General features: G+C 31.4%; 22 protein-coding genes and 1 tRNA gene. 20 read left to right on the plus strand and 3 right to left on the minus strand.

Annotation, left to right across the window (positions count from 1 at the left end; genetic code table 11):
* Positions 1-34: 34 nt before the first annotated feature.
* Entirely contained in the window at positions 35-2263 is a 2229-nt protein-coding gene (locus bhDAH_RS03450) for a methyl-accepting chemotaxis protein (RefSeq protein ID WP_043924481.1), read from the plus strand.
* Between the two features lie 35 nt (positions 2264-2298).
* A complete protein-coding gene (locus bhDAH_RS03455) occupies positions 2299-4200 on the plus strand; it encodes a methyl-accepting chemotaxis protein (RefSeq protein WP_172643772.1) in 1902 nt (633 codons plus the stop codon).
* Positions 4201-4255: 55 nt separating this feature from the next.
* Here bhDAH_RS03455 and mnmA read toward each other — a convergent pair whose 3' ends face one another.
* Complete coding sequence (gene mnmA, locus bhDAH_RS03460; RefSeq protein ID WP_043924482.1) at positions 4256-5320, minus strand: tRNA 2-thiouridine(34) synthase MnmA; 1065 nt, start codon at positions 5318-5320, stop codon at positions 4256-4258.
* A gap of 96 nt (positions 5321-5416) precedes the next feature.
* On the opposite strand from mnmA, the gene bhDAH_RS03465 reads away from it, so the two are divergent.
* The 6 genes from bhDAH_RS03465 to mvk are packed head-to-tail and all read left to right on the plus strand — an operon-like array spanning position 5417 to position 11694.
* On the plus strand, positions 5417-6640 hold the full coding sequence (locus bhDAH_RS03465) for a hydroxymethylglutaryl-CoA synthase (RefSeq protein WP_043924483.1): 1224 nt from the start codon (positions 5417-5419) through the stop codon (positions 6638-6640).
* On the plus strand, positions 6624-7688 hold the full coding sequence (gene fni, locus bhDAH_RS03470; RefSeq protein WP_043924484.1) for a type 2 isopentenyl-diphosphate Delta-isomerase: 1065 nt from the start codon (positions 6624-6626) through the stop codon (positions 7686-7688). The genes bhDAH_RS03465 and fni overlap by 17 nt, the downstream gene beginning before the upstream one ends.
* Positions 7678-8928: a hydroxymethylglutaryl-CoA reductase, degradative gene (locus bhDAH_RS03475; RefSeq protein WP_043924528.1), complete on the plus strand. Its 1251-nt coding sequence runs from the start codon at positions 7678-7680 to the stop codon at positions 8926-8928. The genes fni and bhDAH_RS03475 overlap by 11 nt, the downstream gene beginning before the upstream one ends.
* Before the next feature lies 1 nt (position 8929).
* The gene (gene mvaD / locus bhDAH_RS03480; protein ID WP_012422436.1) at positions 8930-9868 is read left to right on the plus strand and encodes a diphosphomevalonate decarboxylase; all 939 of its coding nucleotides are present in this window, start codon (positions 8930-8932) and stop codon (positions 9866-9868) included.
* Positions 9859-10800, plus strand: a complete 942-nt coding sequence (locus tag bhDAH_RS03485; RefSeq protein ID WP_012422437.1) for a GHMP family kinase ATP-binding protein — start codon at positions 9859-9861, stop codon at positions 10798-10800. Before mvaD ends, bhDAH_RS03485 begins: the two co-directional genes overlap by 10 nt.
* On the plus strand, positions 10801-11694 hold the full coding sequence (gene mvk, locus bhDAH_RS03490; protein WP_012422438.1) for a mevalonate kinase: 894 nt from the start codon (positions 10801-10803) through the stop codon (positions 11692-11694). It begins immediately after the preceding gene.
* A 245-nt stretch (positions 11695-11939) separates the two neighbouring features.
* Here the strand turns inward: mvk and bhDAH_RS03495 are convergent.
* Positions 11940-12013: transfer RNA gene (locus bhDAH_RS03495), tRNA-Val, on the minus strand.
* A gap of 52 nt (positions 12014-12065) precedes the next feature.
* Positions 12066-12509, minus strand: a complete 444-nt coding sequence (locus bhDAH_RS03500) for a CAP domain-containing protein (RefSeq protein WP_012422439.1) — start codon at positions 12507-12509, stop codon at positions 12066-12068.
* 71 nt (positions 12510-12580) lie between these two features.
* Here bhDAH_RS03500 and bhDAH_RS03505 point away from each other — a divergent pair, with 71 nt between their 5' ends.
* The 12 genes from bhDAH_RS03505 to bhDAH_RS03560 all read left to right on the plus strand — a co-directional run bounded on the left by bhDAH_RS03505 (position 12581) and on the right by bhDAH_RS03560 (position 22177).
* Entirely contained in the window at positions 12581-13114 is a 534-nt protein-coding gene (locus bhDAH_RS03505) for a Dps family protein (RefSeq protein ID WP_012422440.1), read from the plus strand.
* Positions 13115-13236: 122 nt separating this feature from the next.
* The gene (fusA, locus tag bhDAH_RS03510) at positions 13237-15246 is read left to right on the plus strand and encodes an elongation factor G (protein WP_043924485.1); all 2010 of its coding nucleotides are present in this window, start codon (positions 13237-13239) and stop codon (positions 15244-15246) included.
* A 311-nt stretch (positions 15247-15557) separates the two neighbouring features.
* Complete coding sequence (gene badR / locus bhDAH_RS03515; RefSeq protein WP_012422442.1) at positions 15558-16766, plus strand: host adaptation transcriptional regulator BadR; 1209 nt, start codon at positions 15558-15560, stop codon at positions 16764-16766.
* Between the two features lie 59 nt (positions 16767-16825).
* Positions 16826-18175: a signal recognition particle protein gene (gene ffh / locus bhDAH_RS03520; protein ID WP_012422443.1), complete on the plus strand. Its 1350-nt coding sequence runs from the start codon at positions 16826-16828 to the stop codon at positions 18173-18175.
* Complete coding sequence (gene rpsP / locus bhDAH_RS03525; RefSeq protein ID WP_012422444.1) at positions 18172-18423, plus strand: 30S ribosomal protein S16; 252 nt, start codon at positions 18172-18174, stop codon at positions 18421-18423. The genes ffh and rpsP overlap by 4 nt, the downstream gene beginning before the upstream one ends.
* A gap of 9 nt (positions 18424-18432) precedes the next feature.
* Positions 18433-18681 (plus strand): KH domain-containing protein, encoded by a 249-nt coding sequence (locus bhDAH_RS03530; RefSeq protein ID WP_011772630.1) that lies wholly within the window; start codon positions 18433-18435, stop codon positions 18679-18681.
* Positions 18682-18684: 3 nt separating this feature from the next.
* Positions 18685-19185 carry a ribosome maturation factor RimM gene (rimM, locus tag bhDAH_RS03535; protein ID WP_012422445.1) on the plus strand — a complete coding sequence of 167 codons (501 nt, stop codon included), beginning with the start codon at positions 18685-18687 and terminating at the stop codon, positions 19183-19185.
* Entirely contained in the window at positions 19182-19901 is a 720-nt protein-coding gene (gene trmD / locus bhDAH_RS03540; protein ID WP_012422446.1) for a tRNA (guanosine(37)-N1)-methyltransferase TrmD, read from the plus strand. Before rimM ends, trmD begins: the two co-directional genes overlap by 4 nt.
* Positions 19879-20241 carry a 50S ribosomal protein L19 gene (rplS, locus tag bhDAH_RS03545; RefSeq protein WP_043924486.1) on the plus strand — a complete coding sequence of 121 codons (363 nt, stop codon included), beginning with the start codon at positions 19879-19881 and terminating at the stop codon, positions 20239-20241. The genes trmD and rplS overlap by 23 nt, the downstream gene beginning before the upstream one ends.
* Positions 20219-21049: a hypothetical protein gene (locus bhDAH_RS03550; RefSeq protein ID WP_012422448.1), complete on the plus strand. Its 831-nt coding sequence runs from the start codon at positions 20219-20221 to the stop codon at positions 21047-21049. Before rplS ends, bhDAH_RS03550 begins: the two co-directional genes overlap by 23 nt.
* Positions 21046-21306, plus strand: coding sequence for an EscU/YscU/HrcU family type III secretion system export apparatus switch protein (locus tag bhDAH_RS03555; RefSeq protein WP_012422449.1), 261 nt, complete (start codon positions 21046-21048; stop codon positions 21304-21306). Before bhDAH_RS03550 ends, bhDAH_RS03555 begins: the two co-directional genes overlap by 4 nt.
* Before the next feature lie 328 nt (positions 21307-21634).
* Positions 21635-22177 carry a hypothetical protein gene (locus bhDAH_RS03560; RefSeq protein WP_043924487.1) on the plus strand — a complete coding sequence of 181 codons (543 nt, stop codon included), beginning with the start codon at positions 21635-21637 and terminating at the stop codon, positions 22175-22177.
* The last annotated feature ends 1 nt before the right edge of the window (position 22178 follow it).

Genomic DNA, 22178 nt, shown 5'->3' on the forward strand with positions numbered 1-22178 from the left:
AATTAAGTGAGTGATTAATTTACGAGGTAGTTTTATGTTAAAAATTAAGCACAGATTTGTTGGATTTTTATTTTTATGTTTATTGATAACCATATTGTTTTTTTCTTTAATTTTTAAGTTTGTTTTGAGTAATCGTTTAGAACGTTATTATAAGCAACTTACAAGAGCTCAAGCAAGACGAGCTGCTTTTGCTATGCAGGCTTTGTTAGATACATTTTATATAGTAATTGATGGAGCAAGTTCCAATTTAGCCCTTGAGACCATGGATGAGTATTCGTCTATTAAAAATGGTGGGCATATGTTTTCAGAGGTCGAATTAGACAGGCTTAGAGAGAATTCCCAAATAGTTCTTGATTCTGTAAAGGGGCATAAAAGATATCGTGATCGGTTGTATGATATATTGTGGAATTTAAAGCTCGATACTGTTTATGAAGAATTTGCATTTCTAGATTTTGAAGGTAAAGTAATTGTTACTACAAGACATGCGAATAATATGGATTTTGGTCAGTCTGAGGCAAATACTGAGTATTTTAAAAAATCTGTAGAAGAGTATAATAAAAGTAAATTAAGTTTTATTGGCTGGTATTCTGGTCTTATTGAGGGGATAGCAGGAGAGGTTGCTGTTAGATCCTACTATGAGGATAAAAAGGCTTCTGCCATAGTTGTTCCTGTGTATTCAGCAGAAGATAAAGTGTTTCTTGGCTATTTGATAGGTTATTTACTTGATGATATTATAAGGGATAAATTAGATAGAGCTAGATTTGGTTTTTATAATAGAGGAAATTTATTTTATTTAGATCCATATAATAATCTTGTTAATCCTTTAATAGAATATAATGAGAGCTCTAAGCTTAGTGCTCAATTTGTTGATGTTTTAAAGGATACATTGTCCAAGCCCCCTAGGCAATCTATTGTGTCAACTGAGGTGCCAGTTTATCAGATTGAGAAAGCGTATCTTCCAGAGATGGGGTTGTATAACTATTATGCCATATTGCCTATTAGCAGTGAGCTTGGAGAGAATAGTGGAATTCTTGTTGCCAGAATCCCTTATGAGGATATTCATGGGGTTATTGACAGTTTAGCTTTGAAATTTATTGTAAGCTCTGTCTTAGGCATTATCATATTGGTTGTGATTCTTTCAATGAGGGTAGAGAGAATTATTAGTTCTAGGTTAAATTTGATTCGGAATTTAGTAAAGGAGATAGTCCAAGGGAATTTAGATAAAGATTATATCATTGGTAATGATAAGTATTCTGATGAGCTTAGTTCATTGGGTTTACAAATTATTAAAATGAGAAATGCAATTGCGGATGCTATTGCAAGTGTTCTAAAGAATATTAATTATGTTAATAAGGCAAGTGTTGAAGTTGCTAATTCAAGTCAAAGTTTAAGTTCTAGTGCATTACAGCAAGCGTCAACACTTGAAGAAATGTCAGCTAACATTGAACAGATATCAGCTGGAGTTAAGATGAGTGCTAATAATTCCCAAGAAACAGAACGAATTGCTTTAATTACTAATGAGAGTGCCCAAGTAGGGGGTAAGGCTGTTGAAGAATCTGTTGTGGCTATGCAGGCTATTGTTGAGAAGGTTAGTGTTATTGAAGAGATAGCTAGAAAAACTAATTTGCTTGCGTTAAATGCAGCTATTGAAGCTGCAAGGGCTGGGGAGGAAGGCAAGGGATTTGCTGTTGTAGCAAGTGAGATTAGAAAGCTTGCTGATCTTAGCAAGGAGTCTGCTCTTGAGATTGGCGAATTAGTTGAAGAGAATTCTAGATTGGCAACGGAAGCTGGATTGATATTTAAGGATATGTTACCTGAGATAGAAAAGACTACCAATCTTGTGAAGAGGATTTCTGAAGGAAGCTACAAACAAAATGAGCAAATTATGCATTTTAAAATGGCCCTTGATCAGGTTGGAGAAGTCGTTCAAGCTTCAGCATCAAGCAGTGAAGAGCTTTCAAGTATGGCTGATCGAATGCTTGAAAAGGCAAAAGAGCTCAGACAGGTAATATCTTTTTTCAAAGTTAAAGATTCTGAGGGTGATTCTTCTGATGCATTTAACGATGCAGATGATGGTTTTGTGGCTGGGAGTCTTACCACTTTAAATGTGGAGAGTAATCCATCTTTAGGAGATAGGCAAGATGATATACATGGTGATTCAAATGTAAGTTATAAGCCTATTAATAAAAGGGTAGATCCTAAGAAAGCTATTGATGTTGTTGATAAGGATTTAGATTTTGATGAGGACTTTTCAGATTTTTAGAATTTATTTTTGTAAGAGGTGGTTAGTGTATGAAACTGAAGCTGAAAGTTAGGATATTACTTATTGTTAGTATTCTTATATCGATTTTTATTTCTGTATTATTTTTCGTATTTGGGATGACGATTAATTCTAGCTTAGTAGAGCAGCAGTTAGATCTTATGGAAAATCTTATTGGCAATGTCAAAAATTCTGTAACCATATATCTCTCATCAATGGAAGAGAGGGTTAAAATTAATTCAATGTATTTAGACTCTTCAGATAGATTTGAATCTATTGCTAAAAGTAAGCCTAAGAGAATAGAGGCTATTTTAGATCAAATTGAGATCTTGCTTAAGACAGGCAGAGGTAGCAACTTGATGATAACTAATAATAAAGGCGAGATAATATTTACTACTGCTGTTAAAGATAATAGTGATTATGGCATTTCTATTGCAGATAAGGGATATTTTGTTAATTTAAGGAGCACTAGTTCTGTTTATAACTCTTCTGTTCTTTTGGCAGATTCTGGGTCTGTTGAAGAGGTTTTGATGAAGGATATTTCTAAGATTAGGAATAAGGCGGGACAAATTCCTTATTTATTAATAGGCGTTCCTTTAAGAGATCATGATACCAATGATATTTTTGGTTATTTTATGATCTTTTATGCTACCGATTATCTTTATAATTCATTTAAAGGTATTGTTTTTGGAACATTAGGCAGTGGTCGGGCTATGGTATTTGACAAAACGGGTTCATTTCTTGTCCATCATACTTGGTTTCCTGGCGATAACTTAGTTGGTACTAATCCTTACTATGATGACGTAATTAAGAAGACTTCTGAAGATTTAATACAGAAAAATAAAGAAATTAGTGTAGGACGTTATGTTGACCCTCTTGACACCGCATATATTGGACTTGCTCAAAAGATAAAATGTAAATTGTCTAATATGTCATTTATAGTATATTTGAGAGTTAAGGAAAAAGATTTTTATTATATGTCTAGACTTACTACTGTAATTTTGGGGGTAAGTTTTATAGTTACTTTAGTTGTTCTTGGAGGGGTTACTATTTATCTTGTAGGTAAACTTAGTGCTGTTTTAAATGGAATTTTAAGTTACTCCGGAAGACTTGCTTCTGGAGATTTTACTGTTTCAAATTATTCTTTAGAGTGGAAAACTTTAGAACTTTGTGGATTATATGAAAATTTGGAGCTTTTAAGATCTAACTTTTCATCTGTTGCTAGAGGAGTTGTTGAGAACCTTGATTATCTTTATGAAAATGCAATTCAGATAGCAAATGCGAGTCAGAATTTAAGTTCAGGAGCAGTTGAACAAGCATCTACATTAGAAGAGATGACAGCAAATATTGAGCAGATATCCCAAGGTGTTATTGAGAATACCGATAATGCTTCTACTACTGAGAGTATTGCTGTTAACACTAATGAGAAAACCCGTGATGGACATCAATCTGTTGTTAAAGCTATTGAGGCGATGGAAGTTATTACAGATAAAATAAGTGTTATTGATGAGATAACAAGGCAAACCAATTTACTTGCTTTAAATGCTTCTATTGAAGCTGCTAGAGTAGGGGATAAGGGTAAGGGATTTGAAGTTGTAGCTGCTGAGGTTAGGAAGCTTGCTGATCAGAGCAAGGAGTCTGCTAGAGAAATTATTGATATTGCACATAAGAGTTTGACTATTGCAAGTAAAGCAGGTAATAATTTTGAGCAGATTGTTCCTGGAATGGAGAAAACAGCTGGGCTTGTTAAGAATATTACTCGTGAGAGTTCTAATCAGAGTAATCAGATTGGACAATTTAAGAATGCAATAGAACAAGTTAGTCAATTGGTTCAAACAACAGCATCAAGTAGTGAGGAACTCTCAGCAATGTCTGATAGAATGTTGGAGAGTGTTAAACATTTAAAGGAATCCGTAGATTACTTTAAGATTGATAAATAATTTATAGGGATATTTAAATTATCCCTATAAATAATGATATTAAAAATATATGTTTTTATGTTAGGGTTTGAAGGATTTGAGCTCCACCCAGGCACTCATCTTCTTGATAAAATATGCAAAATTGTCCCGGTGAGATTCCATAGTCTTTTTCTTCTAAGTCAACTTTTATAATGTCGTTTTTTAACATTTCTATTTTGCATTTTATTTTTTTTTCTCCATGTCTTATTTTGGCGCTTAAGTCGATATTATTTACTGGCTTATTTATCCAGTTTGTTTTGTGAACTAAAAATTGGTGTTTTCCTTGTGCCAGGTAATTTACACTGTTTGAGATATAAATAATGTTATTTTGAATATCCTTTTCTGTGACAAACCATGGCCCGTGGCTGAGTTTGATGCCTTTTCTTTGTCCAATTGTAAAAAACCAATATCCATTATGTGTTCCAAGTATTTTGCCCGTTTCTTGTTCGATTATATTACCTTTAAGTTCTCCCAAGTGGTATTTTATAAATTCATCATATTTGATTTTTCCAAGAAAACAGATCCCTTGACTGTCTTTTCTGTTTTTATTAGGCAAATCTATTTTGTGTGCTATTTGTCTTATTTCAGTTTTTAATAAGTCTCCTAATGGAAAATGCAATTTTGATATTTGTTCTCTAGAGAGATGGGATAAGAAATAGCTTTGATCTTTTATTTTATCTTTAGCTTGTTTAAGTATGTAATGATTATTTTTGTTTTCTATTTTGGCATAGTGTCCTGTGACAATTAAATCGTAATGTTCGTTGATCTTGTCAAAGAATGCACCAAATTTTATTCTTTGATTGCAAAATATATCTGGACTTGGGGTATTTCCGATTTTTAGTTCTTCAATAGCATAAGTTACTACTCTTTTGTAATATTCATCTTGCAAGCTGATGATTTCATATGGTACATTGAATTTTGTACACACAGCTTCTACATAATTAATATCTTCTTCCCAAGGACACTCTCCAATATAAGAAAGTTCATCTTCAAGCCAAATTTTGAGATAATAACATTTTATATTCTTATATCCTTTTTGTATCATTGTATAAAGAGCTACAGAGCTGTCTACGCCACCAGATAGAAGTACTGCTATTTTCATGATTTGCATCTCCTTTCAATATTATATTGAACTTTGCTGTTTTTATGATCTATAGTATAATACTTGGCAATCATTTTTTTTAATTGGAGGAAATCGATGAGAGTAGGTATTAGTGATATTAGAGTTTTTTTACCTTTAAATTATTTAAATTTTAATGTTCTTTTAAGCAATTCTTTATATAAGTCTGATGGGATTTTTTTTAAGAAATTTAATAGAGCAATTGATGCAACCCTTCAGAAGGCATTTAGATTTACAAGTCCTAATGAAGACAGTGTTACAATGGCTAGTTCTGCTGTTAAGCTAATTTTTGATAATAATAATCTTAAGTTAGATAAGATGAGGATATTTTTAGGCGGAACTGAGACGGGGGTGGATTATTCAAAGTCAATCTCATCTTATGTCTATGGGGCTTTGAAGTTGGCTGGCATTGATTTAAAAAATAATTTCTTGACTTTTCAAGCTCAGCATGCATGTGCAGGTTCTGCGCTTGCTTTGCACAGTGCCGCAAGTATTTTGAGTCAGTTAGATAGGTCTGAATATGGCATAGTATTCTCTAGTGATATTGCACATTATAATAATCTTACAACAGCAGAGATTACTCAAGGGGCTGGAGCAACAGCAGTACTTATCGAACAAAATCCAAAAGTTTTATCTATTAATTTGTCTGAATTTGGGGTTTATACTGATGATGTTGATGATTTCTTTAGACCATTTGGAAGTCTTGAGGCTAAGGTAAAGGGACGTTATTCTATTGAATGCTATAATAAGGCAAATGAAGAAGCTTTAGCAGATTTTGCATATAAGAAAAATATGAGTATTAAGGATTTATTTTCTAACTATAGATTTATTTTGCATGTACCTTTTGCAAAAATGCCTATAGATTCAATGCATTATGTTTTAAAGAAATATTATAGTGAAGATGAATCTGAGCGAAATGCTTATTTAGAATCAATAGACTTTTATGATTCTGTTGAGGCTTCTAAGGAAGTGGGAAATTTATATACAGGGTCGATATTTTTATCTTTAATGTCTTATTTGAAACGAGTATTTGCAAAAAAGGATATTAGTGGGGAGAAAATACTTTTTTGTTCTTATGGATCTGGTAATATTATGGTTATTTATGAGCTTACAGTTGAAGATCATGCTCAATATGTTGTTAAGACTTGGGATATTGATAAAATACTCTCAGTAAGGCATAATGCAAGCTTTGATGAGTATAGAGATTTTTTTGAAAATAAGATCGCGCCAGGTGAATCCCAAGGCTTCTATTTAAAGGAAATTAGAGAGGATGGATACCGAGTTTATGGGTATCGAGCCTAATATATTAAATAATAAAAAACGACAGATTGAAATTTGTTTAAATAAAGAAGATGTTAGCAAGAGTGATAATCTTTTAAATTTTGTTAATTTAAAGCATGATGCACTCAGTGAGCTTGATTTTTATGAGATAGATACAAGTGAGAGTATATTTGGTTATGATATTGCTATGCCTATTTTTATCTCATCAATGACAGGGGGTATTCAAGAGGGCAATAAACTGAATAAGTCTCTTGTTAAGATTGCAAATAACTTAAGAATTCCAATGGGTCTTGGATCTTTTAAGCTTATATTTAAATATCCTGAATATATTAAATATTTCGCCTTAAGGAAGTGTGCTGATAATATTCCTTTATTTTCAAATATTGGTGCTATTCAGTTAAGAGAATTTGGAATATTTAAAGTAATTGAGATAATTAAGAAGCTCGAGGTTGATGCCATAATTGTGCATTTAAATTCAGGCCAGGAATTAATGAATTCAAGAGGTGATCGAAATTTTAAAGGAATTAAGGATTCAATTGCTAGGCTTTGTGATGCATCAAATTTACCAGTCATTGTTAAAGAAACAGGTTTTGGGATTTCACCGGGTTGTGTTATCAGTTTACTAGATCTTGGAGTGTCTTATGTTGATCTTGCTGGTAGTGGTGGAACTAACTGGGTTTTGGTCGAAGGAATTAAAGAAGAAAATTTGAATGTTGCGTCTTGTTTTTCTAATTGGGGCATATCTTCAGTTTTAACATTACTTAGTATTAAGGATTCTTTTAAAGATAGGATTTTTGCATCAGGAGGATATGAGACGGGAATAGATATCGCTAAAGGCATTGCTCTTGGGGCTAAGTTGGTGGGTATTGCATCAGCCATTCTTAGAGCTTTTTATGCGGGAGGTGAGGATGCCTTATATAAACTTTTAAAAGATTATGAATATGTTTTAAAGATGTCTATGCTTTTAAGTAATAGTAAAAATTTGGTACAGTTTAGGTTAAATAAATATTTCTTAAGTCATCCGTTGTCGTTTAATGTTAAGAGTTTTAAGGATTTTTATGAGACTTAGTGAGAATTTTAGAAATAAAAATATTTCAGATAAAAGACAAGAGATAAAGAGTATTTTAAAATTGAATCCTTGCGATTTTTTTTATGATTCTGTTGATGAGAATTTTCTTTGTCACATGATAGAGAATTATGTTGGGTATTTATCCTTGCCCATTGGCATTGTAAAAAATTTGAAGGTAAATGGAAAGTATTATGCTGTACCTATTGCTACAGAGGAATCTTCAGTTATTGCCGCATTAAATTTTGCAGCTAAGATTCTTGAGAGCGCTAATTTAAGTTATTCTGTGGGTGAAGTGTTAGGTATTGCTCAAGTTTATATAAGAACAGATAAAGATTTAAGTGATATGCTCCTTAGTCTTTTTGAAAAAATTGATCTTTGGTCTAAGCCTCTTTTGCATAATATGGAGCTTAGGGGTGGCGGATTTAGAAGGCTTTCGACTAAGTTTATTAAGGAAATTGGTATTCAAAAATTAAATATTTATGTAGATGTTTGTGATGCTATGGGTTCAAATTTGCTGAATTCGGTAGCTGAAAGGGTGGCTCATCATATTACTTTGGAGTTTGGATATGAGTGTGTTTTAAAAATTTTAAGCAATGATTCAAATGATTTTGTTATAAAAGCTAATTTTAAATTAAATGTTAATGCTTTGCTTAAAGATAATGAAGAATCTTTGGCTTTGGCTCAAAATATATCTCTTATTTCTAAGATAGGATTTTTTGAAGAGGAACGTGCTGTTACTAATAATAAAGGTATTATGAATGGCATAACGGGTTTATGTGTCGCTACACTTAATGATACAAGGGCTCTTGCTGCATGCATACATAAGTTTGCCTCAAGAAGTGGTAGATATTTACCTCTTAGCAAATTTTATATTTCTGATGAAAATTTAATTGGAGAGATTGAATTGCCTTTACAAGTTGGAGTTAAAGGAGGTTCAGCTAGTTCTCATGAAGCAGCTATATTGAGCTTTAAGATTATGGGAATTGATTGCAAAGAGGAATTTATGGGTATTCTCTCTTGTGTTGGTCTTGCAAGTAATTTTGCGGCTTTAAGAGCACTTGCTCTTGATGGAATTCAAAGAGGGCATATGAAACTTCATGTTAATAAGATTTTATATCTTCTTAAAAGGGATTATAATCTTTCAAGTGATGAGATAGAAAAAATATTATTGAAAATGAGTGACAGTGGAATTTATTCTCTTGATTTTGCTCTTAAACTTTTAAAGGATTTGCGAGTGTAGTGTGAAGATTAGATGTAAGGCAAATCCTAGTTTGGCGTTAATTAAGTATTGGGGCAAGAGAGATAAATTTTTGAATATTCCAGCTACTTCAAGCATTGCCGTAAGTGTTGATAAATTTTATTCAATAAGCGAACTTGAATTATCATGTAAGGATGAAATAATTTTAAATTCAAGGGCTATTGTATTACAAGAGAGGGAAATAAATTTTTTTAATTATGCAAGGAAAATTTTAAATGAGCCAAATGTTGGATTTAGGGTAATTAGTGAAAATAATTTTCCAACAGCCGCAGGACTTGCAAGTTCAAGCTCTGGGTTTGCATCTATTGCTGCTTGTATTTTAAGATATTTTAATCAATATTCCCATCAAAAAGCTTCACAGCTTGCAAGAATAGGCTCAGCTTCAGCGGCAAGAGCTATTTATGGTGGATTTACCTTTTTAAAGGAAGGGGCCAGGAGTGCATTTCAGTTAAATAATTTTAATTATTTTAATGATTTGTGCATAATATTTGCTATAGTTGATAGCAGAAAAAAAGATATGTCTTCAAGGGCTGCCATGGAGATTTGCAAGCAGGAGAAATTTTATTGGGATGCTTGGATTAAGTCTAGTCGAAATATATTTAAAGAAGCTTTATTTTTTTTGTTAAAAGGAGATTTTAACGAATTTGGTCTTAAGATTGTAAAAAGTTATCAGTGTATGTTTGCTTTAATGTTATCATCTTCCATTATTTATTTTAAAAGTAATACTATAGAGTTAATAAAGTATATTGCTGCTCTTAGAAGTAGAGGTATTTCTGTTTTTGAAACGATGGATGCTGGGCCACAGGTTAAGGTGTTGTGCCTAAAGAAAGATTTGGAATTAGTTTTAACTGAACTTACTAGCAATTTTAGAGATGTTGATTTTATTGTTTCAAGGATTGGAAGTGGTTTGGAATGGATATAATTAATTTTTCAGTGCCTGGTAATTTACTTTTAATGGGTGAATATTTTATTTTGGAAGAAAATGGTCTTGGACTTGCAATTGCAATCAAAGAAAGAGCTTATTTTTCTTTTAAACAAAGTGATACTTGGCGTTTTTTTGCTAAAAAAACCAAAATTGATAATTTTACTTTAATAGAAAATAATGATGATTTTGTTTTTAGGATGTTTAGATATTTAAAACAGAAATATTTTGCTAATTTAGAAGATTTTCCCTTTGATGTTTATATTGATACAAGTAATTTTTTTTTAAATAGTGGCGTCAAAAAAGGATTTGGTTCGAGTGCTGTTGTTGCTGTTGGGATTGTATGTGGAATTTTTTTGATTTTAAATGATATTAATTATTTTGTTAAAGATAAAATTTTTATGTATTGTCTAGAAGCTTACAGACATGCTCAGGGAGGTATGGGTAGTGGATATGATATTGCTACGAGTCTTTTTGGCGGCGTTGTTAGGTTTAGAGGAGGAGATTCTCCTACGTATGAACTTTTAGATAAAATATGTTTTGATAATTTTTATTTAATGCAAGGTTTAAATCCAGTTAAGACTACTAGTTCGATTATTAAATATAATGAACATAGGTCTTATTTAATGAGTTTTATGGAAGACTTTAATATTGTAATGGAAGAAATTATTCTTAATGCTAGTAATTTTTCTGGTTGTTTGCTGCCTAGTTTGAAGTTGGCAAAAGATATAGGATTAGAAATTGGAAGGAGGATAGGCATTTCTGCTGATTTGCCCTTAAGTCTTTCTTATCTTGAAAAGGAATGCACCTTTATTAAGGCTTTGGGTGCTGGAAATGAAACTTTTTTAGTTTATAAGCCGAATTTTGAAGTTTTTAAACAATTTAATATTGAACCAATAAATCTAGATTTAGATGGTGTTAAATTTCAGTAGATGTTTATAATAAAAAAACCTTCTAAAATATTATTCTTAGGCGAACATAGTGCCGTTTATGGTTTTCCAGTAATTGGTGCTACGATACCTCTTTATATGCACTTAGTTTATACCTTTTCTGCTTCTTGGAGGTACTTGGGAGTACCTTTTTTAAAAATAGATGAGGTAATACATTTTATTAATAAAAGGTTTAATAAAGTTAGGCCCATTGAATTTTTAATTTTTTCTCAAATTCCAGTTGGACTGGGATTTGGTTCTTCTGCCAGTCTTAGTTTATGTTTTGCTGAATATATTGTAAGTCATGATGAATATAGTACTTACGATAAAATTTTGCTGGCAAGGGAAATTGAAAATATTTTTCATGGCAGGTCTTCTGGTATGGACGTTTTGCTTGTTGAGTTAGATGGAACTTTTTATTTAGAGAGTCGAAATGGTGCTTTAAGTTATCTAAGAATATCATTTTGTAATTTTTACTTTTTAATTGGAGCAGTTAGAAGGGAATGTGCAACAAATGAAATAATATCTGATTTGAGCTATAGGATTTCTCTTGATAATGATCAATTTGAAATTATTAAAAAACTTGGTTGGATTGCTAGGGATTCTTATGTTGCTTTTGAGAAACGAGATATTGCTTTATTGGCGAATAATATGAATGTTGCAAATAATTGTTTAAATTCTTTGGGTTTATCTTCAGGTGTACTTGATTATGTAATAGAGAGAGGTAGAAAATTTAAGGCTCTTGCTGGTAAATTGAGTGGTGCTGGTAGGGGTGGGGCTTTTATTTTACTTTTTCAAAATAAGAATGAAGCTAGCTTGTGTTTAGAGGAATTGAATAAGGATTTAGATAAGAATAATATTGATTTGATTTTTAAACTTAAAATATTTAAGTGTTAAACTATATTAAAGACATATTAGAGAGAAATGTTTTTGTGAGGCTAAGGAATTGCATTTTATGTAGTGTCTTATAGTAACTTAAAGAAAATTAATAAAATTACCATGGAACCTTTAATTTACACCTTAGCTAGATTTTCCAACAGTAAAGAGAGCAAAAAGCACGCTTTTAACAATTTTAAATGATTTTTCTGTTAGTAGAATTAGTCTTGATGTAAAGAGTTTTTCTTCAAAATTTTTAAGGATTTTGGGTTCAGAGGGATTCGAACCCCCGACATCCTGCTTGTAAGGCAGGCGCTCTGACCAACTGAGCTATGAACCCTTTTAATACTGAAAAACATTATATAAAATAAATTTGATTTATGTCAATTTATTTAAAATTTTTCTCCGAAAAGGACTACGAATATATTTTTTTTGTCTTGTGTTCGTAGTACGTACCCTCCCATTTTGCTTGTGTCTTTGTTTAAAAGGGCTTCTTTGTGTTTCTGACTATTAAGCCAGGCACCCGTTACATCTTGGACATCTAGTCCTGATGCTAAAATTTCTCTTATCCTGCAAAAATATTTATCATATTTTTTAACTCTTTGCATAGGAGTTGTGCCAAAGAGTGTATGAGTTAATACTTTGTTTTTATTAAGATTGATTGCATATTCTTTTGCCACTATCTCAAGAGTTTTATCTATTTCTAGATGTTTTAAATTTAAATCACCTCTTAATTTATGGATTGATGAGTAAAGAAATTTTAGGTCTTCATTTATACCTAAGAGTGTAAATTGACTTGTAAAAATTAAAATAATGCAAATAAATTTTTTTTGCATAGTGAGCCTACTTATACTAAAATAATGTTATTATAACATATATCTAGTTATTTTTTAAATAGGAGCGTAATATGTCAAATCATTTAAGTTATTTAAAGAAGGATGATTTAGATAAAATAAATTTAAAACTTCAAGAATTGTTAGCAGGACTTCATGTTTTTTATGCTAATTTGAGAGGTATCCATTGGAACATAAAGGATATTAATTTTTTTGTGATTCATAAAAAAACTGAGAAACTTTATGATTATGTTGCAGAGGTGATCGATATTATAGCTGAGAGGTCTAGAGCGCTTGGATATGATTCTGAGTTTAGATGTTCTGAATTTATTAAGAAATCATTTATTAATGAGATTAGTTTAGATGAAACTTCAAGTCTTATGCCTTCAATTAGTAGTATTGTTTCTAATCTTAAAGATATTCTTAAAAATATATCTGATACAAGATGTTTTATTGATGGTACATCTGATTATGGGACAGCTAATGTTTTAGATGATATTATTGTTTCTTTTGAAAAGTATTTATGGATGTACAGTTCTTTGTTAGGTGGTTGCGGGTGTGCATTATTGCATAAGATGGAGCATTGTGAGAAAGGTTACGTTAGTTGATCTTATGATATGATATAAAAATAATTTTAATATTTTTTTGTATGCATTAATTAAGTATAATTATGATCTAATTGAAAAAAGCTATAGCAGAATCTATAGCTTTCATAGTGTTTGAGGGATTTATGGAAATTAGAAATATTGGGATTATGGCACATATTGATGCTGGTAAGACTACTACTACAGAAAGAATTATATATTATACTGGTAAGACTCATAAAATAGGCGATGTTGATTCTGGTAATACTGTTACTGATTGGATGACGCAAGAACAAGATAGAGGTATTACAATTAGCTCTGCTGCTATTACTTGTTATTGGAAGGATCATCAAATAAATATTATTGATACTCCTGGGCATGTTGATTTTACAGCTGAAGTTGAAAGGTCTCTTCGTGTTCTTGATGGTGGTATTGTTGTCTTTAGTGCTGTTGATGGAATTCAGGCACAAACCGAAACTGTTTGGAGACAAGCATCAAAGTATGGTATTCCAAGGCTTGCTTACGTTAACAAAATGGATCGCGTAGGAGCTAATTTTTTTAAAGTAGTTGAGGATATAAGGAATAAATTTGGTATAGTTCCAATAGTTTTACAAATTCCAATTGGCAGTGAAAATAACTTTGAAGGAGTTATAGATATTATTCGCAATAAAGAATTGCATTTTGAACTTAGAGATGGCAAGCCTATTGTGCTTGAGGATGTGGTTCGTGAGGAGTTTGTTGAGAATGTTAAAATTTTTAAGGAAAATTTAATAGATTCTCTTAGTAATTTTAGTGAAAGGATTACTGAGCTTTTTCTTGAAAATTCTGTTATTGATGATTCCCTTATAATTGAAGAGATTAGAAGATGTACTATTAGTGGTTTTATTATTCCTGTTTTGATGGGAACTAGTCTTAAAAATATTGGTATAGAGCCTTTAATTGATGCGATTGTGGATTACCTTCCAAGTCCTTTTGAAAAAAAAATTAATGCGTATTCTTTAAAAACGGATAGAAGTGTGTCAATTGAGCCTAAAGATGAGAAAAGGTTATCCGCACTTGTGTTTAAGGTTCAATATTTTAGTGCAATTGCTGCACATCTTTATTTTATTAGGGTATATTCAGGAGAGCTAAGTTCGTCTAAAAGGGTTCTTAATATTGCTAAGAATAAACGTGAGAAATTTACAAGGATTTTTCGGGTTTTTTCAAATAAAAATGAGCAAATCGATGAAGTTAAAGCAGGAGATATTGGGGCAGTTATTGGGCTTAAATATTCTATAACGGGAGATACTCTTGTTGAAGAGGGAAATGAGATTATGCTTGAGCCCTTGGTATTCCCAGAGCCAGTTGTCTTAATATCTATTGAGCCAGAGAGAGCATCTGATGATGGTAGGCTTAAAGAAGTCCTTGAAATTATTACTAAAGAAGACCCTACGTTTAGTTATAAGGAAAGTAAGGAAACGGGGCAATTATTGGTGTCTGGAATGGGTGAACTACATCTTGAGATTATTGTTATGAGGATTAGAGATGATTTTAAACTTAATGTTTATACAGGTAAACCCCAAGTAAGCTATAGAGAGAGTTTAAGTGTTACAGTTAATGATGTGTTTGAATTTGTTAATATGTTTGCAGGTAAGGAACTTAATTTAAAAATTGGGATGATTGTTAGTCCTTTGATGAGAGGCGAGGGAAATAAAATTGAGTTTGAGTGTAATGTTGAACCTTTGTTTAAAGCTGCAATATTAAGGGGTATTACTTCTTCCTTTTCAAGTGGCATTATTGGGTATCCGATTATTGATGTGGGGGTTAAGATTACTTCATTAGATTATGATAAATCTAAGGTCAATGAGTCTGTCATTGAGTCAATAGCAGGTCTTGCTTTTAATGAATTTTTTAAAAGGGCAAATCCTATTAAGCTTGAACCAATAATGATATTAGAAATTAGAACTCCTATTGAATATACTGGGGAGGTTGTCTCTACATTAAATTTTGTTGGTGGTATGATTCATTCTATTAGTAACATTGAGGATTATGAGATAATAAAAGCCGAAGCAGCTTTTGAAAAACTTTTCGGATATACTTCTATTTTAAGAAGTGCTACTAAGGGCAGAGGAGTTTTTACTATGGAATTTTCATATTTTAAAGAAAAATGTGAGTGATTATTTTAAAAATGTTGTTAGAGTAATTTGTGCATAAATTTATGTCTTGAAGCTATATGATACATGTTTTATATTTTATTTTTTGCTGTTTTTTTAAGTTTTAGCGGTTTTGTCCTTTAGTTAGTTAGCTTTAAAGTTTGTATTTTAATACTTTGTTGGATTATTTCAAAAATTAATAAATATAAGATATTTTTTGTTATTAAAAAAGATTCTTTTTGTCTTGTAAGTGCTACTAGAATATTAGGATGATTTTTTGATATTATGTCTTATTATTAATATTTTTTTATTTTAAAAATAAAGGAGGTTGTGTTATGCAGGGTGAGAACATGGTTTCAATTAGAGGTGGTAATAGAAAAAAAATACTCCTTAGTTTGAAGAATATGCAGTATTCAAGGACAGATCTGGCTCGTAAATTAGCATTGACGAATGCGGCTGTGACTATTCTTACTAATCATATGATCAAGGAGAATATTTTAGTTGAAGTTGGTTCGAAGGAATCAGGCATCAAAAAGCATGGGCGAAAAGAAATACTTCTTGATATCAATAAAGATTTTGCATATTCAATGGGGGTAATTATTTCAAGTAATTATTTTCAAATAGGAATTGCAAACCTTAAATGTGAGGTTTTAATAAGTGAGATTTATTCTTTTGAACCACCGGTTAGCGCTTATGAGATCTTGGAAAAAATTAAAGATCACATGATTGAGATTATCTGGAAACATAATTTTTCAAGGGATAAATTTATCGGATTGGGATTTAGTATTACTGGTATCATTAAGGATAAGGAATCTGGCATTGTTAATGATAGTCATGGTGCATGGATTGAGAAGGATGTACCTGTTAAGGCTATATTAGAAGAATATTTTTCACTTACCGTATATCTTGAGAGTTATGTTAAAAATCTTTCTCTTGCTGAATTTATGGGTAAGAATGTAGATAACATTATGTTTTTCGATTATACAGATACCGCTGAGCTTTCTATATGGTCTGATGGTAATGTTTATTCTGGATTTAATAATAAATCTGGTATGGTTAGTCATATGGTGATTGATTATGGAGGAGAGAAGAATTGTCCTACATGTGGAAATAAGGGGTGTGTTAATATGTTAATATCTAATTTTGCACTTCAGCGTTTAATTTCAAAAGAGTTTATGAATGGAGAGATTCCTGAGCTTTATGACAAATATGAGGGTAGGCTTAAAAAAGTTACGATATATGATATTTTTGCTCTTCATGATAAATATGAATTTATACATAAAATAATGGAAGATACAGTAAAATACTTGGCAATAGTTATTATCAATATTCAAAGGGTGCTTGATTTTAATTATTTAGTGCTTTATGGGCAAAGTTTTAAACTTAAGAGTTTTTTTGACTTATTAAAAGAAGAAATAAAGAGGTTGAATAAAGAGAGTATAATATTGAAGCTTAGTTCTCTAGACACTGAAGTATCTGTCGTTGGACCTGCTTCTAGTGTTATATTCAATAAATTCTATTTGACAGGGGGAGATATTGATTAATATTTCCTTTTTTTGTATTGTATATTTTGTAGGATTTTGACAAATGAAGGTGATTTTTAGTGTTTGAGAAGTTAGGTGCAGGTTTTAGAGATTTTGTTAAGTATGTATCTGGGAAATCTGTGATAAATGAAAAAAATATTGAAGATGCTATTGACACTATTAAGGATGCCTTAATTGAAGCTGATGTTAATTTAAGAGTTGTAAGACGTTTTGTAAATTCTGTTGCCGAAGAGGCAAAGGGAATTAAGGTTTTAAGAGATGTTGATCCCAAGTCTCAGTTTGTTAAGATTGTTAATGATAAACTTGTAAATTTTCTGGGTGATAAGCATTCCGAGCTCATTTTAAACCCCGTTAACAAATTGTCATGTATTCTGATGCTTGGTCTTCAGGGTTCTGGTAAGACTACAACATGTGCAAAACTTGCGATGCGGCTTAAATCAGAGAATCGAAAAGTTCTTCTTGTCGCTGCAGATACTTTTAGAGCAGCAGCAGTTGATCAGCTAAGAGTTTTGGGTGAGCAAATTGGTATTTCTGTTTTTGCTATTGAGAGTGAGAATGATCCTATTAAGGTTGTAAAAAAGTCCATTGAATATGCCAAAGTGGAGCTTTTTGATACTGTAATAGTAGATACTAGAGGGCGTCTTGAGGTTGAAGATTTATTGCTAAAAGAGATAAAAAAGATTAAGGATATTGTGACCCCTACGGAAACAATATTAGTTGCAGATGCAATGACAGGTCAGGTGGCTGTAAATATTGCTAAAGAATTTAATGAGAGTGTTGGGATTACGGGTGTAATTTTTACAAAATTTGATTCTGATGCTAGGGGCGGTGCAATACTTTCGCTTAAGACTATTTGTGGAGCTCCCATTAAATTTGTTGGAGTTGGAGAGAGGCCTGAGGATCTTGATATTTTTTATCCAGATAGAGTTGCTTCACGAATTCTTGGCATGGGAGATGTTGTTAGTCTTGTTGAGAAAGCCCAAAGTGTTATAGATAAAGAAGAAGCCTTAAGACTTGAAGAGAAAATTAGAAAAGCTAATTTTAGTTTTGAAGATTATTTAAATCAATTTAAGTATATGCGTAATATGGGTGGGATTTCTAGTTTGATGGGAATGCTTCCAGGCGTTTCACCAGAAATGTTAGGTCGTGGTATCAATGAGAGAGAACTTAAAAGGGAAGAGGCAATCATCCTTTCTATGACTAAAAAAGAGAGGGTAAATCCTGTCATTTTAAATAGTCCTTCAAGGAAGAAAAGAATAGCTTTGGGAAGTGGGACAACAGTTTTTGAGGTAAATAAGCTTATGAAAAAATTTAGCCAGACGATTTTGATGATGAAAAAAATGAAAAATAAGAGCTTTCAAAATAAGATAACATCTCTTTTGGGAGGTAAAGGAGGAATGGTAAATTGAGTGTTAGAATAAGATTAAAAAGGATGGGGGCAAAAAAGAGGCCTTATTATCGAATTGTAGTAATGGATTCTGCTTCGCCTAGAGATGGACGAGCCATTGAAGAGCTTGGGTATTATCATCCTGTTGAGATGCAAAATCAAGTCAAAATAAATGAGGATAAATTTAGAGATTGGATAGGCAAAGGAGCTATTCCAAGTGATACTGTTAAGAGGATTTTAAATAAAAATAATTTTAAAGTTGAGAGTTAGGAGGAGTTAATGAAAGAGTACGGTAATGAAATTGAACTTATAGAATTTGTGGTAAAATCTCTTGTAGATAAAAGAGATGAGGTCAAGTTGAATGTAGTTGAAGGTGAGAAATCAACTATTTTAGAATTAAGAGTTTCTGCAAATGATGTTGGAAAGATAATTGGAAGAAGAGGGCGCATTGCAAGGGCTATTAGGACACTTCTTAGTGCTTGTGCTGCTAAAACAAATAGGAGAGTTCAGCTAGAAATTTTGGACTAATTTATGTTTGTAAAAGGCATAATATTGTCATCTTATGGAATTAATGGATATGCTAAAGTTAAGAGCATATCCAATAATTTTAATGATTTCCTTGATTTAAAGGGTAGTAAGTTAGTTTTAAAAAAGGAATGTTGTTCGTCAATTGAAGTTAAAGTTGAAGACGTATCTTTAATGAATAAGTCATTATTATTGAAATTTGAAGAATTTGATGCCCCCGAGCCTATTAAGGATTTAATTGGTTTTGAGTTATGGGTAAATGATGAATTTGCATCTAAATTGGAAGAAGATGAGTATTACTTTGGCGAGCTTATTGGTTATAAGCTTATTAATAATGGACAGGAATTAGGAGTTGTTGTATCTTTTTATGAGTGTGTAAAGTCGATTCTTCTTGAGGTTAAAGTTGGAAGTAAATTGTTTTTTGTTCCCTTTTTAAATGTTTATCTTGGAGATATTAATAGGGAATTGAAAACTATTGAGCTTAAGGTATTAGATCTCTTAAAATGAAAATTACGATTCTCTCTTTATTTCCTTCAATCATTACCCCATTTTTTGAAAATTCAATAATGAAAAAAGTTGTAGATAGAGGTATCATAAGTTATGAGGTCATATCTATTCGTGACTTTTCTGATGATAAACATAAAAGATGTGATGATATTCCTTATGGCGGAGGTGCAGGTATGGTTTTGAAAGCCCCGCCTATCTCTGCTGCTCTTGAGTATGTAAATGCAAAATCAAAAACCACAATCTTTGTAAGTCCATCTGGATTGAAATATACTCAAAAATTGGCTTATGACTTGTCAAAGAAGAGTGAACTTGTTATAATTTGTGGAAGATATGAAGGGCTTGATCAACGCGTGATTGATTTATATGTTGATCTTGAAGTTTCAGTTGGAGATTATGTATTGTCTTCAGGTGAAGTGGCTGCTCTTGTTATAATAGATAGTGTATATAGATTGTTAGATGGGGCAATAAATCCAAGTTCCTTGCTTGAGGAATCTTTCAGTTTCGATTGTGGCCTACTTGAGTACCCTCATTATACTAGGCCTTATGAATTTAAGGGGTTGGAAGTTCCTGATGTGCTTCTTTCAGGTCATCACGAGGAAATAAAAAAATGGCGGTTTATTAAGTCTGTTGAAAAAACAAAGAAAAATAGATATGATTTGTACCTTAAATATTTGGAAATGATAGGAGAAAATGATGGATTTAGTAAGAAAAATTGAGGCTAAAGGAAAGAGAACAGAAAGTTTTGATTTTAGGGCAGGAGATACTATACGTGTTAGTTATAGGATAATTGAAGGCACTAATGAGAGAGTTCAAAATTTTGAGGGTCTTGTTATATCTATTCAAAATAAAGGTATTGGACAAACTTTTTTAGTTAGAAAAATCTCTTCAGGGGTTGGGGTTGAGAAAATTTTTCCAATGCATTCACCTATTATAGAAAAAGTTCAGGTTTTAAAGCGAGGAAAGGTAAGACGGGCTAAACTTTATTATATGAGAAATAGAATTGGTAAAGCTGCTATGAAGGTGAAAGAGCGTCTTGATATTAAGAAGCTTAAATAACACTCAAGTATCCAAAGTTACTTTAAATAAAAATGTTCCTTTGAATGGGAGATTGGAAATTGTTAAGTCCCTTGGTCTTAATAAGTGGCTTGTATCCTTTTTAGGCAACTGTTTTGAAGTAAAGAGTAGTTTGCCTTTAAAAGTTGGATTTACGTATTTTGCCAAGATGATTAGTACTTCAGGTAATTTTTTGATTCATGTTAATTATGCATCTTTATTTAGGGATTTAGATTTATTTGAAAGTAATAATAAGGTTATACTTAAACTAAGAGGTGAACCCTTGGAGCAAAATACTTGGAAGTTATTTAAGAATGTTTTTGATAATATAAAAGATGAATTTATTTTAAAGTTTCTTTTAGCTTTGCATGAACAAGGCATAAGAGAACAGGATTTTATGCAAATTTATGATTATTTTGGTAGTAAAGTAAGGGAAAGAGAACAGTATAATAAGCTTCCAGTTTTTATTGAAAGCAATAATAATTTTATTATTGCAATTCCCTTTAGATTTATGGAAGGAAATGGTTTATTATTTTTATTTTCTTATAAAGATTTAGAGATGGTTTATAAGTGGAGTTTTGTTTATTTTTTGAATGAACAAGAAAAAATAATTTGTGAGATTAATAATTCCGGTTCTAATTTTAAATTAAGAATATATGCAGATTTTAGTTTAAGTAAGATCATTAGAGAGCTTAAGAGTTCTCTTTTTTGCTATAATGTGACTGATATAGAAATATTAGATTCAATTCAAGAGTTTGAAGATTTTGATTGTGAAGTAATAGTGGTTAAGGGTATTAATTATAAAATATGAGTGGAGAAAAATTAGCTTTATTGATTAAATATGATACTAAATTTCCAGCGCCTTTTATTTTAGCTAAGGCCAGAGGAGAGAAGGCTTTGCGCATTAAAGAACTTGCTAAGCAAGAGGGTATTCCTATTGTGGAAGATAAATATTTGTCTGAGAGCTTATTTTTGATTAATGAGGGTGATTTTATTGATTTTAAATATTTTAAAGTAGTTGCACAGATTTTATCTGTTGTATATAAATTGAAGAGTAATAAACTATGAATAGTGGGCAGATTGAAAAACAAGTGAGGTTTTTGCTTTAAAATGGTTATAAGATAATAGATAGAAATTATTATAGTTAATCAGGGAGATGATATTATTGTGCAAAGAAATAAGGTTTTGCATTTTATAGCGGCAAAATTCCTGAGTATTTATTCATTTAAAAATTTATAATATTTAATTGATAGAACGAAAGTGGCAAATATGGTAAATATAGCATTAGGATATATTATGTCTAATTTTGAGTCGTTTGGAGTGTTTTTTTGACTTTGTGTTTAATTTTTAAGGGAGAAGAACCCTTATTTGCTTGATATAATTGGAGGAGATAGCATTGAAGTCTGATCAAAGTAAAGCCCATGGCAATGATTTTCGAAGAAGGAACAGAATTCCTTATTCGAAAATGAGAAAAGCAAAATCTGAGCCTAAAAAACAAAATGTTGCAGCTTTGAATACCGCTGCTACTAATAAATCTGTGGGTACTAGCTTTAATAACCAAAAGAATTATAAGGGTAATAGACAAAAAGGTATTAGTAAAGACCGCGGATTGCGTATAAGGTTTCAAGAAGTATGTTCTATTTGTGAGAAGCAGATCAAAGATATTCTTTCTTGTATGTCTATGAAGTTTAATGGTGAAGACAAGCCTATACATTTTGATTGTGCTATTGATAAGTTGAAGGCTGAGAATGAACTTGTTAATAATGAGAGTTTGGTATATAGAGGTGTTGGTAAATTTTTTGTTGTTGATAAGTCTGTTAGAGGAAATAACTTGGCTTTTAAAATAGTTAAAGAGATTGATTTTGAAAATTTAGAGAGTCGTCCTATTTGGCGAAAAAAAATTCTTCAAGATATGAATAAAGGGTTTAAGTTTTATTAAT

The sequence above is a fragment of the Borrelia hermsii DAH genome, assembly GCF_023035675.1.
Lineage (GTDB): Bacteria > Spirochaetota > Spirochaetia > Borreliales > Borreliaceae > Borrelia > Borrelia hermsii.

Coding starts and splice junctions, on each gene's coding strand:
- bhDAH_RS03450 (WP_043924481.1), top strand. CDS start 35: ATGTTAAAAATTAAGCACAGATTTGTTGGATTTTTATTTTTATGTTTA.
- badR (WP_012422442.1), top strand. CDS start 15,558: ATGCAGGGTGAGAACATGGTTTCAATTAGAGGTGGTAATAGAAAAAAA.
- bhDAH_RS03505 (WP_012422440.1), top strand. CDS start 12,581: ATGTCAAATCATTTAAGTTATTTAAAGAAGGATGATTTAGATAAAATA.
- rplS (WP_043924486.1), top strand. CDS start 19,879: ATGGATTTAGTAAGAAAAATTGAGGCTAAAGGAAAGAGAACAGAAAGT.
- mnmA (WP_043924482.1), bottom strand. CDS start 5,320: ATGAAAATAGCAGTACTTCTATCTGGTGGCGTAGACAGCTCTGTAGCT.
- bhDAH_RS03530 (WP_011772630.1), top strand. CDS start 18,433: ATGAAAGAGTACGGTAATGAAATTGAACTTATAGAATTTGTGGTAAAA.
- bhDAH_RS03475 (WP_043924528.1), top strand. CDS start 7,678: ATGAGACTTAGTGAGAATTTTAGAAATAAAAATATTTCAGATAAAAGA.
- bhDAH_RS03555 (WP_012422449.1), top strand. CDS start 21,046: ATGAGTGGAGAAAAATTAGCTTTATTGATTAAATATGATACTAAATTT.
- mvk (WP_012422438.1), top strand. CDS start 10,801: ATGTTTATAATAAAAAAACCTTCTAAAATATTATTCTTAGGCGAACAT.
- bhDAH_RS03465 (WP_043924483.1), top strand. CDS start 5,417: ATGAGAGTAGGTATTAGTGATATTAGAGTTTTTTTACCTTTAAATTAT.
- bhDAH_RS03485 (WP_012422437.1), top strand. CDS start 9,859: ATGGATATAATTAATTTTTCAGTGCCTGGTAATTTACTTTTAATGGGT.
- trmD (WP_012422446.1), top strand. CDS start 19,182: ATGAAAATTACGATTCTCTCTTTATTTCCTTCAATCATTACCCCATTT.
- fusA (WP_043924485.1), top strand. CDS start 13,237: ATGGAAATTAGAAATATTGGGATTATGGCACATATTGATGCTGGTAAG.
- fni (WP_043924484.1), top strand. CDS start 6,624: ATGGGTATCGAGCCTAATATATTAAATAATAAAAAACGACAGATTGAA.
- rimM (WP_012422445.1), top strand. CDS start 18,685: ATGTTTGTAAAAGGCATAATATTGTCATCTTATGGAATTAATGGATAT.
- bhDAH_RS03500 (WP_012422439.1), bottom strand. CDS start 12,509: ATGCAAAAAAAATTTATTTGCATTATTTTAATTTTTACAAGTCAATTT.